General features: G+C 36.8%; 12 protein-coding genes and 8 tRNA genes. 19 read left to right on the forward strand and 1 reads right to left on the reverse strand.

Annotated elements, in window-relative coordinates; translation table 11 throughout:
- Window positions 1-2: 2 nt before the first annotated feature.
- The 16 genes from carB to BN6559_RS18880 all read left to right on the forward strand — a co-directional run bounded on the left by carB (window position 3) and on the right by BN6559_RS18880 (window position 9072).
- Complete coding sequence (gene carB / locus BN6559_RS18805; protein WP_110956158.1) at window positions 3-3227, forward strand: carbamoyl-phosphate synthase large subunit; 3225 nt, start codon at window positions 3-5, stop codon at window positions 3225-3227.
- Window positions 3220-3993, forward strand: a complete 774-nt coding sequence (locus BN6559_RS18810) for a dihydroorotate dehydrogenase electron transfer subunit (RefSeq protein WP_110956159.1) — start codon at window positions 3220-3222, stop codon at window positions 3991-3993. The genes carB and BN6559_RS18810 overlap by 8 nt, the downstream gene beginning before the upstream one ends.
- Window positions 3990-4916: a dihydroorotate dehydrogenase gene (locus tag BN6559_RS18815; RefSeq protein ID WP_110956160.1), complete on the forward strand. Its 927-nt coding sequence runs from the start codon at window positions 3990-3992 to the stop codon at window positions 4914-4916. The genes BN6559_RS18810 and BN6559_RS18815 overlap by 4 nt, the downstream gene beginning before the upstream one ends.
- 20 nt (window positions 4917-4936) lie before the next feature.
- On the forward strand, window positions 4937-5653 hold the full coding sequence (pyrF, locus tag BN6559_RS18820) for an orotidine-5'-phosphate decarboxylase (protein WP_110956161.1): 717 nt from the start codon (window positions 4937-4939) through the stop codon (window positions 5651-5653).
- Window positions 5654-6229, forward strand: a complete 576-nt coding sequence (gene pyrE, locus BN6559_RS18825) for an orotate phosphoribosyltransferase (RefSeq protein WP_110956162.1) — start codon at window positions 5654-5656, stop codon at window positions 6227-6229. It begins immediately after the preceding gene.
- Window positions 6230-6319: 90 nt separating this feature from the next.
- A tRNA-Asp gene (locus BN6559_RS18830) sits at window positions 6320-6396 on the forward strand.
- Window position 6397: 1 nt separating this feature from the next.
- Window positions 6398-6472: transfer RNA gene (locus BN6559_RS18835), tRNA-Gly, on the forward strand.
- A 4-nt stretch (window positions 6473-6476) separates the two neighbouring features.
- Window positions 6477-6552: transfer RNA gene (locus tag BN6559_RS18840), tRNA-Trp, on the forward strand.
- A 174-nt stretch (window positions 6553-6726) separates the two neighbouring features.
- Window positions 6727-6876, forward strand: a complete 150-nt coding sequence (locus BN6559_RS18845; RefSeq protein ID WP_110956163.1) for a DUF1540 domain-containing protein — start codon at window positions 6727-6729, stop codon at window positions 6874-6876.
- A 130-nt stretch (window positions 6877-7006) separates the two neighbouring features.
- Window positions 7007-7702, forward strand: coding sequence for a hypothetical protein (locus BN6559_RS18850; RefSeq protein ID WP_199884149.1), 696 nt, complete (start codon window positions 7007-7009; stop codon window positions 7700-7702).
- Between the two features lie 15 nt (window positions 7703-7717).
- Window positions 7718-8548, forward strand: coding sequence for a bifunctional hydroxymethylpyrimidine kinase/phosphomethylpyrimidine kinase (thiD, locus tag BN6559_RS18855; protein ID WP_110956164.1), 831 nt, complete (start codon window positions 7718-7720; stop codon window positions 8546-8548).
- Window positions 8549-8639: 91 nt separating this feature from the next.
- Window positions 8640-8716, forward strand: a tRNA-Asp gene (locus BN6559_RS18860).
- A gap of 4 nt (window positions 8717-8720) precedes the next feature.
- Window positions 8721-8796 (forward strand) — tRNA-Phe (locus tag BN6559_RS18865).
- A gap of 13 nt (window positions 8797-8809) precedes the next feature.
- Window positions 8810-8884 (forward strand) — tRNA-Gly (locus BN6559_RS18870).
- Window positions 8885-8896: 12 nt separating this feature from the next.
- Window positions 8897-8971, forward strand: a tRNA-Cys gene (locus tag BN6559_RS18875).
- Between the two features lie 12 nt (window positions 8972-8983).
- A tRNA-Leu gene (locus BN6559_RS18880) sits at window positions 8984-9072 on the forward strand.
- 119 nt (window positions 9073-9191) lie between these two features.
- Here BN6559_RS18880 and BN6559_RS18885 read toward each other — a convergent pair.
- Window positions 9192-9755 carry a hydrolase gene (locus BN6559_RS18885; protein WP_110956165.1) on the reverse strand — a complete coding sequence of 188 codons (564 nt, stop codon included), beginning with the start codon at window positions 9753-9755 and terminating at the stop codon, window positions 9192-9194.
- Window positions 9756-9997: 242 nt separating this feature from the next.
- Here BN6559_RS18885 and BN6559_RS18890 point away from each other — a divergent pair, with 242 nt between their 5' ends.
- The 3 genes from BN6559_RS18890 to BN6559_RS18900 all read left to right on the forward strand — a co-directional run bounded on the left by BN6559_RS18890 (window position 9998) and on the right by BN6559_RS18900 (window position 14438).
- Entirely contained in the window at window positions 9998-10903 is a 906-nt protein-coding gene (locus BN6559_RS18890) for a hypothetical protein (RefSeq protein WP_110956166.1), read from the forward strand.
- Between the two features lie 85 nt (window positions 10904-10988).
- On the forward strand, window positions 10989-12329 hold the full coding sequence (locus BN6559_RS18895; protein WP_199884150.1) for a DNA recombination protein RmuC: 1341 nt from the start codon (window positions 10989-10991) through the stop codon (window positions 12327-12329).
- 219 nt (window positions 12330-12548) lie between these two features.
- Window positions 12549-14438 carry a type I glutamate--ammonia ligase gene (locus BN6559_RS18900; RefSeq protein ID WP_110956167.1) on the forward strand — a complete coding sequence of 630 codons (1890 nt, stop codon included), beginning with the start codon at window positions 12549-12551 and terminating at the stop codon, window positions 14436-14438.
- Window positions 14439-14522: the final 84 nt, after the last annotated feature.

A 14522-nucleotide genomic window follows, 5' to 3' on the forward strand; every position in this document is an offset into this window, starting at 1 on the left:
CTGTGCCAAAAAAAGAATATTTACGTAAAGTGTTGGTAATCGGTTCGGGTCCTATTATTATCGGACAAGCAGCTGAATTCGATTATGCGGGAACGCAGGCGTGTCGAGCATTAAAAGAAGAAGGTTTAGAAGTTGTATTGGTGAATAGCAATCCTGCGACGATTATGACGGATACAAATATTGCGGATCGTGTATATATTGAGCCATTGACAGTAGAGTTTTTAGAAGAAGTTATTAGTAAAGAAAAGCCTGACGGATTACTTGCGACATTAGGTGGACAGGCAGGATTAAATTTAGCAGTAAAATTATCTGAAAAAGGTATTTTAGAAAAATATAGTGTTGAGCTCTTGGGAACTTCATTAGATGGAATAAAAAAAGCTGAAGATCGAGAATTATTCAAAGAAACAATGCAAAAAATTGGTGAACCAATTCCAGAAAGTACAATTGTAGAAGACGTAGAATCTGCAATTGCATTTGCAAATGAAATCGGTTATCCGATTATTGTTCGTCCAGCATATACGATGGGCGGTACTGGTGGTGGTATTGCCGATGATGAAGAGCATTTAATTGAGATTGTAATTCGCGGTTTAAAATATAGTATGATTGGTCAAGTGTTAATTGAACGTAGTGTTGCCGGCTGGAAAGAAATCGAGTATGAAGTAATGCGAGATTCTAATGATAACTGTATTACTGTGTGTAATATGGAAAACTTTGATCCTGTAGGAGTTCATACTGGCGATAGTATTGTAGTAGCACCAACACAAACTTTGAGTGATCATGAATTTCAAATGCTGCGTAGTGCTTCGCTTCGTATTATTCGTGAGCTTGGTATTGAAGGTGGCTGTAATGCACAGTATGCTTTAGATCCTGATAGTAATCGTTATTATGTAATTGAAGTAAATCCTCGTGTAAGCCGTTCAAGCGCATTGGCTTCTAAAGCAACCGGATATCCAATCGCAAAGGTTGCTGCGAAAATTGCGATTGGGTATCATTTAGATGAAATCGTAAATGCAGTTACAAAAAAAACGATGGCATGCTTTGAACCCGCTTTGGACTATTGTGTTGTGAAATTTCCGCGTTGGCCGTTTGATAAATTTGTTTTTGCTGACAGAGAACTTGGTACGCAAATGAAAGCAACTGGAGAAGTAATGTCAATCGATCGTTCTTTTGAAGGTGCGATACTAAAAGCAGTACGTTCTTTGGAAATTGGTGTACACCGTCTTCATCTACCGGACATTGACGTTTGGACGGATGAAAAAGTAAAAAACGCTTTGAAAAATATTGATGATGAGCGCATTTTCATAATTGCAGAATCTCTTCGTAGAGGTATTGCAACGATAGATGAAATTCATATGATTACGGGAATTGATGAGTGGTTTTTAAATAAAATTTTAAGAATTACAAATATGGAAAAGCGTATTGCAAAAGAACCTTTAAGTGAATCGTTATTGCTAGCTGCAAAAAAAATAGGGTTGGCAGATCGCTCTATTGCCGAAATCACAGGAAAAACGTTAAACGATGTTAGAGCAATTCGCAAATCTTTTCAAATTGTACCGTGTTATAAAATGGTAGATACCTGCGCTGCTGAATTTGAAGCTGCAACGCCTTATTATTACTCCACTTATGCACAAGAGGATGAAGTTATTCCATCGAATAAACGCAAAGTGATGGTTTTAGGGTCTGGACCAATTCGAATCGGACAGGGCGTTGAATTTGATTACTGCTCAGTCCATTCTGTATGGGCATTGCGTGAAATGGGCATTGAGTCAATCATCGTAAATAATAATCCGGAAACGGTAAGTACAGATTTTGACACGTCAGATAGGCTGTATTTTGAGCCTTTAACGCCAGAAGATGTGCTAAATATAATTGATAAGGAAAAACCAGAAGGTGTTATTGTTCAATTTGGCGGGCAAACGGCGATTAATTTAGCAGAATCATTAGAGAAGGCAGGGGTTAAAGTTTTTGGCACTTCTGTCGATGATATTGACAGAGCTGAAGATCGGGAACGGTTTGATGAATTGCTTGAACGTATTGGTATCCCTAGGCCACAAGGGGCGAGTGTAACAAATCCTGAAGATGCGATTATAGCCGCAAATCAAATTGGGTATCCAGTTGTTGTTCGTCCTTCGTATGTATTAGGCGGACGAGCAATGGAAATTGTATATAATGAAACTGAGCTCAGAGATTATATGAAACGTGCAGTAAAAGTGACACCGGAGCATCCAGTTCTAGTTGACCGATACATGCAGGGGACTGAAGTAGAGGTAGATGCGATCGCAGATGGGAAAGAGGTTATGATTCCGGGCATTATGGAACATATCGAACGCGCTGGCGTCCATTCGGGCGATAGTATTGCTGTATATCCACCGCAAACCTTATCAGCAAAAGTAATTTATACAATTATTGATTATACAAAGCGTTTGGCCGTTGGATTACATGTAAAAGGGTTACTTAATATCCAATATGTTGTCGTAGATGATAAAGTATTTGTAATCGAAGTAAATCCTCGTTCTAGCCGTACGATTCCATTTTTAAGTAAAGTCACAGACGTTAAGATGGTAAATATCGCCACTCGGATTGCAATGGGAGCATCTTTGGACTCCTTGGGCTGTAAAACGGGATTGCTTCCTCTTAAGCCGCATGTAGCAGTAAAAGCACCTGTCTTTTCATTTGCTAAAATGCAAGATGTTGATATTTCGCTCGGACCTGAAATGAAATCCACTGGGGAAGTTATGGGGATCGATTATCATTATGCACGTGCATTATATAAAGCCATCATTGGTGCTGGTATGAATATTCCAACAAATGGTACGATTCTCTTTACTGTAGCAGATAAGGACAAAGAAGAAGTAAAGCAGCTTGCACAAGCTTTTTCAGATCTTGGGTTTCAGCTTGTTGCGACAGCTGGTACAGCAAAAACAATTCAAGGATTAGGAATTTCTGTAGAGGTTGTAAGTAAAGTACATGAGCGCAAAGCGGATATCATCAAGATGATTAAGACGGGAAAAATTAATATGGTAATTAATACCTTAACGCAAGGGAAAGGGTCTGAGCGTGACGGATTCAAGATTCGGCGTGCAACCGTTGAACATGCAATTCCGTGCTTAACTTCTATGGATACTGCTTGGGAAGTTTTACGTGTACTTAACTTTATGCGCGAACGTCGATTGGTATATGCATTGGCTCTTCAAGACTATGTTGGTGGAGGAGATACACTTGCCTAAGATAGCAGTTGATGCCACAGTTATCGAAAATCAAAACATCATAAATGATGTAAAAGAGTTGGTTGTCTACGCCCCTAAAATAGTACAACAGGCGGTACCAGGACAATTTGTTCACATACGAGGAACGAAAGATGAAGAAGGACCTTTGCTTCGTCGACCAATTAGTATTTCTAGCGTCGACATTAAAGCAGGGACATTACATCTTATTTATCGAATTATTGGTAATGGGACTGCTTACTTGGCAAATTTAAAAAAATTTGATCAGATAAATTGTCTAGGTCCGTTAGGAAATGGCTTTGATTTAAACTGTGATAGACCTCTTTTAATAGGGGGAGGTATGGGCATAGCGCCGCTGATCTTCTTGGCTCAGCGGCTTAACCCGCATAATACAAAAGTTTTGCTGGGTGGTAGAAATAAAACAGAGCTGTTTTGGCGAGATAAGTTTGACGGGCTTGCCGAACAAATTTATATTACAACCGATGATGGCTCTTTGGGGGTAAAAGGGTTTACCGTAAATGTATTGCCGGAAATTATAAAAGCAAATGCTTTTGACCGCATTTTTGTCTGTGGTCCTGCTATTATGATGGAAGCGGCGGCGAATATTGCTAAAGATCATCATATAGCTTGCCAAGTTTCATTAGAGAAGCATATGGCTTGTGGTATTGGTGCATGTTTATCATGTACATGCGCATCCAAAAACAGTGATAAGCGTAAAAAAGTTTGCACCGATGGTCCGGTTTTTTGGGCCGAGGAGGTTCTTGAATGACCAAAAATAGAACTATGTTAAACGTTAATATTGCCGGAATTGAAATGAAGAATCCGATTATGACTGGTTCTGGAACCTTTGGATTTGGTGAAGAGTATGAAGACTTTGTCGATCTAAATAATATTGGTGCGATTGTAGTAAAGGGAACGACTCTTTTTCCTCGAGCCGGTAATATAGGGGTAAGAATTACGGAAACACCAAGTGGAATGCTGAATTGCATTGGACTGGAAAATCCTGGAGTAAGTTGTTTTATAACTGAAATTTTACCTCGGTTAAGAAAATACAAAACGCCGATTATTGTGAATATTTCAGGTAATACAGTAGAAGAGTATGGAGAGCTGGCAAGATATCTAGATATTGATGGTGTTGCTGCAGTTGAGTTAAATGTATCCTGTCCGAATGTAAAAGAAGGCGGAATTGCTTTTGGTACTGATTGCAACAGTGCATCGGCAGTAGTTCACGAAGTAAAATCTAATACTAGTAAACCTGTGATTATTAAATTATCACCGAATGTTACCGATATTGTTGCTATGGCTAAAGCGGTTGAGGAAGCTGGAGTTGATGCGATTTCTATGATTAATACGCTTACAGGAATGGCAATTAATATAAATACATGGAGACCTGTTTTAGGAAATATTACAGGTGGTTTATCAGGACCGGCAGTAAAACCAGTAGCAGTACGTATGGTATGGCAAGTTGCACAGGCTGTGAAAATACCAATTATCGGTATGGGAGGAATTATGACCGCAGAAGATGCGATTGAATTTTTTTTAGCGGGGGCTAGTGCGGTTGCTATCGGTACTGCAAATTTTGTGAATCCTTATATAATAGAAGATGTTTCTAAGAAACTAGAAGAATATTTAGTGAAGAAAAATCTAACACATATAAGTGAATTGGTTGGTCAACTGAAAACTGCGAAATAATACAAAATATGGAGATTAATATGACAGATAACAGAATGATTGTAGCACTGGACTTTCATTGCATGGATCAGGTTAAGTCTTTGGTAACGAATCTGGGGGATAATGTAAATTATTATAAAGTTGGAATGGAACTTTTTTATAGTGTGGGAAGTTGTGTAATAGAATATTTACGTAATCAAAATAAAGAAGTTTTTTTAGATTTAAAACTTCATGATATTCCTAATACAACATCGCAAGGATTATGTTCTTTAACTAAGCTTGGAGTAGCTATGCTAAATGTACATGCTTCAGGTGGCTATACGATGATGAAAAATGCAGTAGAAAGTTTACAAAGCGAAGCGGATAAAATTGGAGTTATACGTCCAAAACTAATTGCTGTAACAGTTCTTACGAGCATACATACAGCCGATTGGGAGGGTCTTGGTCAGAAAGCAGCGATTCAAGAGCAAGTGGTTCATTTAGCAAAGCTGGCAAAAAGTGCAGGGTTAGATGGCGTTGTTGCGTCACCTCAAGAAGCTGCCGCAATTCGTAAAGCTTGTGGTGATGGGTTTATGATTGTTACTCCAGGCGTAAGACCAGCAGGTGCATCTGTGAATGATCAAAGTAGAATTGCAACCCCCAAAAATGCACTATTGAATGGAGCGACACATCTTGTAATTGGACGTCCGATTACGGCGGCAGAAAACCCAAGAGAAGCAGCATTAAAGATAATAAAAGAGATGGAGGATGTAAGATAAATGACAGAATCAGAGGTAAAAGAGTTATTTATAAAAACTGGTGCGATTTTGGAAGGGCATTTTCTATTAACTTCTGGTTTACATAGCCCGATGTATGTGGAGAAATTCCAAGTATTACAGCATCCTAAGTATACAGAACAGTTATGTAAAGCGTTAGCAGATAAGTTTGCTAATGAAAAAATTGAAGTCGTTATTGGGCCAGTCACTGGAGGGGTTTTACTCGCCCATGAAGTTGGAAAGGCTTTAGGAACACGTGCCATATTTACAGAACGTGAAAATGGTAAAATGACATTGCGTCGTGGATTTAAAATAGCTGAAGGAGAACGTGTTCTTATTGTTGAAGATATTGTAACAACTGGGGGATCGATAAAAGAAGTTCTGGATGTTGTGAAAGAACAGGGGGGGAACCCTATCGGAATTGGTATGCTAGTTGATCGCAGTGGTGGAAAAGTATCTTTCGATGAAGTTCCATATAAGGCATTACTCAATTTAGAAGTGACAACCTATCAACCGGATCAGTGCCCATTATGTGAAAAAGGACAACCGATGACAAAACGAGGCAGCAGAAAAATATAGTGGAAAATTCTGCTTTTGTCATGTTTATGATATTGACATGAAAATTTTTTTACTGTATAATTACTATTTGTTGGAATGGTTTTGTTTCTTGGCCTGGTAGTTTAGTTGGTTAGAATGCCGCCCTGTCACGGCGGAGGTCGTGGGTTCGAGTCCCATCCAGGTCGCCATGCGGAAATAGCTCAGTGGTAGAGCATCGCCTTGCCAAGGCGGGGGTCGCGAGTTCGAATCTCGTTTTCCGCTCCAAAATAGGGGTATAGCTCAATTGGTAGAGTAGTGGTCTCCAAAACCATTGGTTGTGGGTTCAAGTCCTACTGCCCCTGCCAGATTAAAAATTAAATGTTTGATATAGATCTTAATGAAAAGAAAAACATCACGAATGTAAAAGTGATGTTTTTTTATTTAATTTCATTCCATATAATGAAAAAAATAATAAAGTTAATTTTAGTATAGAACTTATGATGTTTTGTACATAATAAATTTGTTGGGAGGTGATATAATTGGCTAAAGATGTAAAATGCATTGTTGATACTTGCAAGTATTATGCTAGTGGAGATATATGCGAAGCAAATTCTATCGAAGTAGCTAAAGAAAGTAAAAAATGCGATTGTTCATCAGAAACAAATTGTAAAACTTTTCAACTTAAATAATTTTGATTCATGAAAAATACCCCGCATTATTTATGCGGGGTATTTTATATTTTAACAGGAGAATATAGCAGGGTTTTAATAAAACAAACAGAATAAAAATACATATGGGAAAAGAAACGAGGTTTTAATCTTGGATGAAGCAACAAAAGAAAAAATAATGATGGAAGTCGAAAATTGGCAATATATAAAGGAGCTGCCGAAAGGCTGTTCTAATTTTGAACTGAAATATGAAATGTGTCTTGAAGGCGATATTTACAATATATTACGCTACGAAAATAAAACAACCAGACGTAAAGTAACTTTATATTATCATGATGAAACAAAAGAATATAAAGTTAAAACTACAGTTGGTTTAACAGAGTTTTGTAATATCGAATTTATTACATCGCAACAGGCTGTGGAGGAACAAATCTTAAAACAACGTTTAGAGAAACTATTGCAATCATTGGCGGTCTTTAATAAAGATGATATTGATAGTATTGTAGTAGATAAAAAAATTCTAGAATGGCAATATGTGAATAAGCTGCCCGAAACGATTGAAGGATTTCAACTGTTCATTAAGCCAAGTGAACCTTTACGTATTATAAATGGTTCATATATTGTTTTTGATTATTGTGATTTTGAAACAAGTAGTAATTTTATTATTTATTATAATATTTTTCGTGATGAATTCTTCGGGGAAGCAAAGATTAGGTGTATTCCTGAAATGAATTATATCTTTGATTCACATGAGCTGGGTGAATTGGAAGAAAAATTGGATCAGTTTTTAATTCCAAGATTGAAAGAGATTCGGATGCGCGTTGTACAAGATGAAAAGATAGAATAGGAAGTGAGAAATGTTATGCTAAAAACAGCATTGACTATAGCAGGATCTGATTCAAGTGGCGGAGCAGGCATACAAGCAGATTTAAAAACTTTTTCGGCTCTTGGGGTATATGGGATGAGTGTGATTACGGCTATAACAGCGCAGAATACCTGTGGTGTTACAGCAATTCGTGAAATGGATAATGAAATCATTGCATCGCAGATCGATGCAATTTTCAAAGATATTACGGTAGATGCAGTAAAAATCGGCATGTTATCTAGTGCAGATATCGTCAATGAGGTTGCAGACGGCTTGGAAAGATATGCTGTAAAAAATATTGTGTTGGATACGGTGATGATTTCCAAAAGTGGTAGTCGATTGTTAAAAACAGAAGCAATTGAATCGTTAAGAAAAAAAATGATTCCCAAAGCATTCATTGTAACCCCCAATTTACACGAAGCAACAGAACTTGTCGGGTTTGAAGTGAAAGATCAAGAATCAATGAAAAAGGCTGCAATGGCAATAAAAGAAATGGGTGCACAATATGTCGTTGTAAAAGGAGGGCATTTAAAAGGCGATGCATGTGATTTGCTCTATGATGGCAATGCATTTGAAATTTTGACCAATAAGCGGATTGAAACAATTCACACGCATGGAACAGGCTGTACTTTTTCTTCAGCGATTGCAAGTGGCCTAGCAAAAGGTTTTGATATCAGAAGGTCGGTTCATATGGCGAAGGCATATATTACAATGGCGATTACGCATGGCTTTAAGCTGGGGAAGGGTGTTGGACCAACGCATCATTTCTATGAGTTATATGAAAAAAGCGGCATGAATAAAGAAAAAAATATTGACAATATAATTTGAACTCTGTATAATGATATACGTTGCTGATGTATATGGTGACGAAGATGTATTGACATCAAGTAATGAAGATGTTATACTGAACAAGTCTTGAGGCCTGGTAGTTTAGTTGGTTAGAATGCCGCCCTGTCACGGCGGAGGTCGTGGGTTCGAGTCCCATCCAGGTCGCCATTATGCCTTGGTAGCTCAGTCGGTAGAGCAGAGGACTGAAAATCCTCGTGTCGGCAGTTCGATTCTGTCCTAAGGCACCATACTTTTTAATATGCGGAAATAGCTCAGTGGTAGAGCATCGCCTTGCCAAGGCGGGGGTCGCGAGTTCGAATCTCGTTTTCCGCTCCAATCATTATAAATGGCGACATAGCCAAGTGGTAAGGCAGAGGTCTGCAAAACCTTTATTCCCCAGTTCAAATCTGGGTGTCGCCTCCAAATTTATAATATGCCGGGGTGGCGGAACTGGCAGACGCACGGGACTTAAAATCCCGCGGATAGAAATATCCGTACCGGTTCGATTCCGGTCCTCGGCACCAATTGAGATAGGACTTCTGATAGAGTAAGTATCAGAAGTTTTTTTATTTTGTGATGCTTTTATCTTCTTAAATATAAAAGTTACAACTTTTATATTTAAGAAGATAAATTGGAAGTGAAATTATTTTACAATGGAGCAGCTACGCATTGCTAAAATTGTTTTAGAAATAAGGTCATCAAGAGACCATGCTAACATATTTGCACCACGTTCAATTACTTCGCGCGAGCAACCGGCAGCGAAATTCGTACTTTTATATTTTTTCTTTACAGATTTTAATTCTAGATCATGGACGCTTTTTGAAGGTCTCATAATCGCAACAGCACCAATTAAACCCGTAAGTTCATCTGTTGCATATAAAATTTTTTCCATGATGTGTTTTGGTTCAATATCAACACGAATTTTATAGCCATGGCTTGCAATTGCGTGAATGATTTTTTCATCAACCTCATGTTGGCGTAAAATTTCCTGACATTTTATACAGTGATTTTCTGGGTATAATTCAAAGTCTAGATCATGTAAAAGTCCAACAATTCCCCAGAAATCTTCTTCGTTGCCAAATCCCAATTCTTTTGCAAAATAGCGCATGGTTCCTTCAACAATTTGTGCATGTCTAAGATGAAATGGATCTTTATTATATTCATTTAATAAAATCCAGGCCTGATCGCGCGAGAGTATGTTTGCCATTATAAACACCTGCTTTATATTTTGAATTTAGCTAAGGCTATATATGACATAATACGGCTAGAAAGCGGTAAAGTCAATTTTGTGTGATTGAATTTATACGATGATATGGACTTATATTGCTTTTATTGTATTTATACGATATAATGAAATAAATATTGGAGTATAATTATGCAACTCCTGAGGAATCAGGAGTTTTTTTATGCGTAAAATTAATTACTTATGAAAATTTAGGGGGACGATTTATGGATAATCGTGTATCAATAACAGATGATCTATTCAACGTTTTTAACTATGCTTTTGTTGAAACAGCACCATACAGTTTTTTTATTCCTACAAGGGAAAAATATGTTGCTGTCAATCTTCCTAAAAAAGTATATAATTGCTTAGCGTGCGGCAATACATTGGAAGTGCAGTATAATCAAAATGGTGTTGTGTATTTTTCAAAAGAACGATTTGAAGAACAGCGACGTATGTATGAAAAACGAGGACTGGAGTTTCCTGATAAAAAAGCGATAAAAGCAGAAGAACCATTTGTTTATCAAGCTGAAGGTTATTGTGAATGTTGTGGGCAGCAAATACTTTCAGTTGATGATACAAAACAAATGATCAGCAATCTTTGTTTGGAAATACATAGACGCGATGAGAAAATTTTAGAAGATGCAAGAAAAGTTATGGGGAATTGCGTAAAAGACTGGCTTACTACAATCCAAGAATCTAGCCAATTATCGCAGTATGATTTATCGAGCTATACTTCGTTGCAAAATTTACTGTGTGCAGTTATTTTAGAAAATCAGAGTGAATTGAAGAATTGTGCAGACGTATATATAACTGATATGACTGATCAAATTACTAAAGTCCAAAACTTGTTAGATTCAGTAGGCGAGAACTGGGAAGCTTATGTAATTAGACCTACGAGTATTTATGAATCTATGTCAGATGAGCTTTATCACGAATATACAGTAGTGTTTCCAGTGAAAGAAACTGCCAATCAATATTTTTATGTAAATAAAAGTATTGAAAAGAAACGGGTTAAAATGTTTTTGGATCAAAGACGTATCCAAACTGTAGAAGAATTAATATGCGAAGCTGGCTTCTTAGATATATGGGTAGATTGGTTAATTGATCATGTAACGGCTTTAAAAAAATAAAAAATATACTCTCGAGCTCTTTTCGAGAGTATTTTTTATAAGATATGATAGAACAAGTGTTTAGTATGAGAGGCGTGAAATATCAGTGGATATTGCAATTATTATTCTTTGTTTAATCAATTTGGCAATAAGTTTTATGTTATTTTTGCTTTTGAATAAAAGTAAGGAGAATAAAGATGTATTGAGATCATTGTCCAGCGTAGAGTTTCATCTTATGCGTGTAGAACAATTGCTACAAGATGAAATGAGAAAGAATCGATTAGAAAGTAAAAGTGAGATCAAAGATTTGCGGGAAGAAGTAGTGAATCATTTAAATCGATTTAATGAATCTGTAGTATCACGTGTATACGAAAGTAGTACAAATCAGCTGGCGCAATTAGAAAGCTTTAGAAAACAGTTAAATAGCCTTACGCAGATGAATGAGAATAAATTTGATAAATTGCGCGAAAGTATAGAAATTAAGCTGAAATCACTGCAAGTTGACAATAATGCTAAGTTAGAGGAAATGCGGAAAACTGTCGATGAAAAGTTAAATAGTACTTTGGAAAAGCGATTAGGTGAAAGCTTTCGATTAGTAAGTGAAAGACTAGAATTAGTACATAAAGGGTTAGGGGAAATGCAAACGCTTGCAACAGGCGTTGGTGACCTAAAGCGTGTTTTAACCAATGTAAAGACACGTGGAATTTGGGGCGAAATCCAGCTTGGCAATTTGTTAGAGCAGATTTTAACGCCTGAACAGTATGAGATGAATGTTGCAACTGTACCATCTAGCAACGAACGAGTGGAGTTCGCAATCAAATTGCCAGGGAAAAATGAGCTTACGGATATTGTATGGTTGCCAATTGATGCAAAGTTTCCGTTAGAAGACTATCAAAAGTTTGTGAATTCACAGGACTCGGTAGATCCGGTTGTAATAGAAGAATATCTAAAGTCTTTGGAAAATAGAATTAAAGGAGAAGCAAAAGATATTGCCAGTAAATATATTAGCGTGCCGAATACAACAGAATTTGCAATTATGTTTTTGCCGATTGAAGGTTTATATGCTGAGGTATTGAGAAGACCTGGCCTCTGCGAATTTTTGATAACTAAATATAAAGTTGTAATAACAGGCCCAACTACATTGGCTGCTTTATTGAATAGTTTGCAAATGGGATTTCGTACAATTGCAATTGAAAAACGCAGTTCAGAAGTATGGACAATTTTGGGGGCCGTTAAATCGGAATTTAGTAAGTTTGGTGACTTATTAGACAAAACTCATAAAAAATTACAAGAGGCAAGCAATTCTATTCATACCGCTGCCAGAAAATCACGTACAATTGAGCGTAAGTTGAAAGATGTAGAGCAATTACCACAAAGTGAGGCTATGCGCCTTTTGGAAGTATCAGATTTTTGTGATGAAGCTATTGTAAAGAGCAAGGAGATATAGAGGATAAAATTTTGCTTTCTGGTAAAAATGAACTAGACAAAAGTTATGTGTATATGGTATTATATCGCTATAGTAACTAAATAGTTATAGGCAATGGCGCCAGATGATACGTATATTGTTATAATTTAAAGATAACTTTGTCTAGTTGTCTTTTTGTAACATTGTTTGTCATGTGGCTTTTTTTATGTGTATTTAATAAAAATTGTAGAGGTGGTACTAATGATGAATGATTTATTGTATGTAATTCCTGCTGGTACAGCAAAAGAAAACGTTATTAGCATGTTGCAACAGCATCCTGAAATTAAATTTGTTTCTCTTGTAGGAATTGATTTAGCCGGTAATGACACAGATGAAAAAATCCCTATGAGTGTATTTTTAAAGGATCTTGACGGTTTCTATGAAGGTAGTGCAGTTCAAACTGACGGATCTTCTGTTGTTTTAACAGGAATTGCTACTCTCAATAATGCAAAAGTAGATATGCCGATTGATCCAAATGTGAATTGGTTTGTTGATTATAATTGTGAGCATTATGATGAAGAATTAGGTAAACCAGTTGGTACATTGCGCATCCCTGCATTTTTAATACATGAAAGCAAAAGAGTGGATTCTCGTGCTGTTTTAGCAGATACTTTAGAATATGTAAGAGCAGAATTGCTTGGACTGCTTGCGAAAAATAAGAAAGTTTCAGGTTTAGAACATATAGATGGAAGCGAAGTTGAAGATATTCTATTTACTTCCGCAACTGAATTAGAATTTTGGGTTAAAACACCATTAAGTGAAGCAGAAATTGCAGAAATGTCGGCTTCTCAGGTTATGCAAGAGCAATATTGGCAGCGTACTCGTGGTGCTGTACGCACAGCATTAGAACAGGCTATTATCGTTCTTGACCAATATGGTTTAGGTGCTGAAATGGGACATAAAGAAGTTGGCGGATTAAAAGCACATATCGATGAATCTGGAAATTTAACGCATGTATGTGAACAAATAGAAATTGATTGGAGATTCGCTGATGCTTTGCAAGCTGCTGATAATGAATTATTGGTTCGCATTCTTGTAAAAGAAATTTTCAGAGAAAATGGTCTTGAAGTTAACTTCAAGGCGAAACCTATGATTGGTCTTGCGGGTAATGGTGAACATACGCATATCGGCATGGCTGCAAAAATGAAGTCAGGTAAAATTGTTAATTTATTTTCTCCAACTGAAATGAAAAAAGATTTTATGAGTGCTATTGGTTATGGGGCGATTATGGGACTTCTTAAAAACTATGAAGTTATTAATCCATTTGTATCTGCTACCAATGATTCATTAAATCGTTTAAAACCAGGTTTTGAAGCACCTGTTTGTATTGTAACTTCTCTTGGGCATACACCTGCGATTCCATCTCGTAATCGGACGATTTTAGCTGGTCTTGTTCGTGATGTAAATAATCCATATGCGACTAGATTTGAATTACGTGCATGTAATCCGTATACAAACACTTATGTTACTTTAGCGGCAATTTATTCTGCTGTGCTTGATGGTGTTAAAGTCGCTGTAGGTAAGACGACAGATGAATTATTGGCTGAATTATCTAAAGAGGCTGGGGAAGACGGTTTTTATCTTGAAAAGGATAGAGCATATCGTAGTGAAGAAGATGTGTTTGAAGATTATACAGAAGAAGAACGTAATCATTTATTTGGATTGCATCCAGCAACTGTTTGGGAGAATATGACTGCGATTGAGAAGCATCCAGAGAAGAAATCTGTTCTCACGGCTGGTGGAGCATTGCGTCCGGAAATTATTGATGCTTTTGTTGCAGGCGCATTACTTCGTTGGAAGACAGAACTTATTAGCCGCATTATACCTGAAAATTTGGGGATCGTTAGAGCATGTAAAGAAATTGAAGCTGATTATACTACAGATCAAGATTGTTATATGTGGAATAAAGTCAATGAGTTACGTTGTTATTTAGCAAAAGATAGCCTAGAAGAAAAATGCTTATTTACACTTCTTTCGGAAGCTTTAACTGAAGAAGATTATGCAACTGCTTCTGGTTTACAAGTTGAAATGTATGACAGAATCCAAGAGTTAAAATCTTTATATGCTGCATACAAAAAGAACATAATTTGATAGTAAAGCCCTCTTCTGAAGAAGAGGGCTTTATATTTGCCATCTATCTATATAATGGAAATATTTTGACTGAAAATACTATAT

This window comes from Massilibacillus massiliensis (genome assembly GCF_900086705.1).
GTDB classification, from domain to species: Bacteria; Bacillota; Negativicutes; order FLKF01; family FLKF01; genus Massilibacillus; species Massilibacillus massiliensis.

Coding starts and splice junctions, on each gene's coding strand:
- BN6559_RS18815 (WP_110956160.1), top strand. CDS start 3,990: ATGACCAAAAATAGAACTATGTTAAACGTTAATATTGCCGGAATTGAA.
- pyrF (WP_110956161.1), top strand. CDS start 4,937: ATGACAGATAACAGAATGATTGTAGCACTGGACTTTCATTGCATGGAT.
- pyrE (WP_110956162.1), top strand. CDS start 5,654: ATGACAGAATCAGAGGTAAAAGAGTTATTTATAAAAACTGGTGCGATT.
- thiD (WP_110956164.1), top strand. CDS start 7,718: ATGCTAAAAACAGCATTGACTATAGCAGGATCTGATTCAAGTGGCGGA.
- BN6559_RS18885 (WP_110956165.1), bottom strand. CDS start 9,755: ATGGCAAACATACTCTCGCGCGATCAGGCCTGGATTTTATTAAATGAA.
- BN6559_RS18890 (WP_110956166.1), top strand. CDS start 9,998: ATGGATAATCGTGTATCAATAACAGATGATCTATTCAACGTTTTTAAC.
- BN6559_RS18900 (WP_110956167.1), top strand. CDS start 12,549: ATGATGAATGATTTATTGTATGTAATTCCTGCTGGTACAGCAAAAGAA.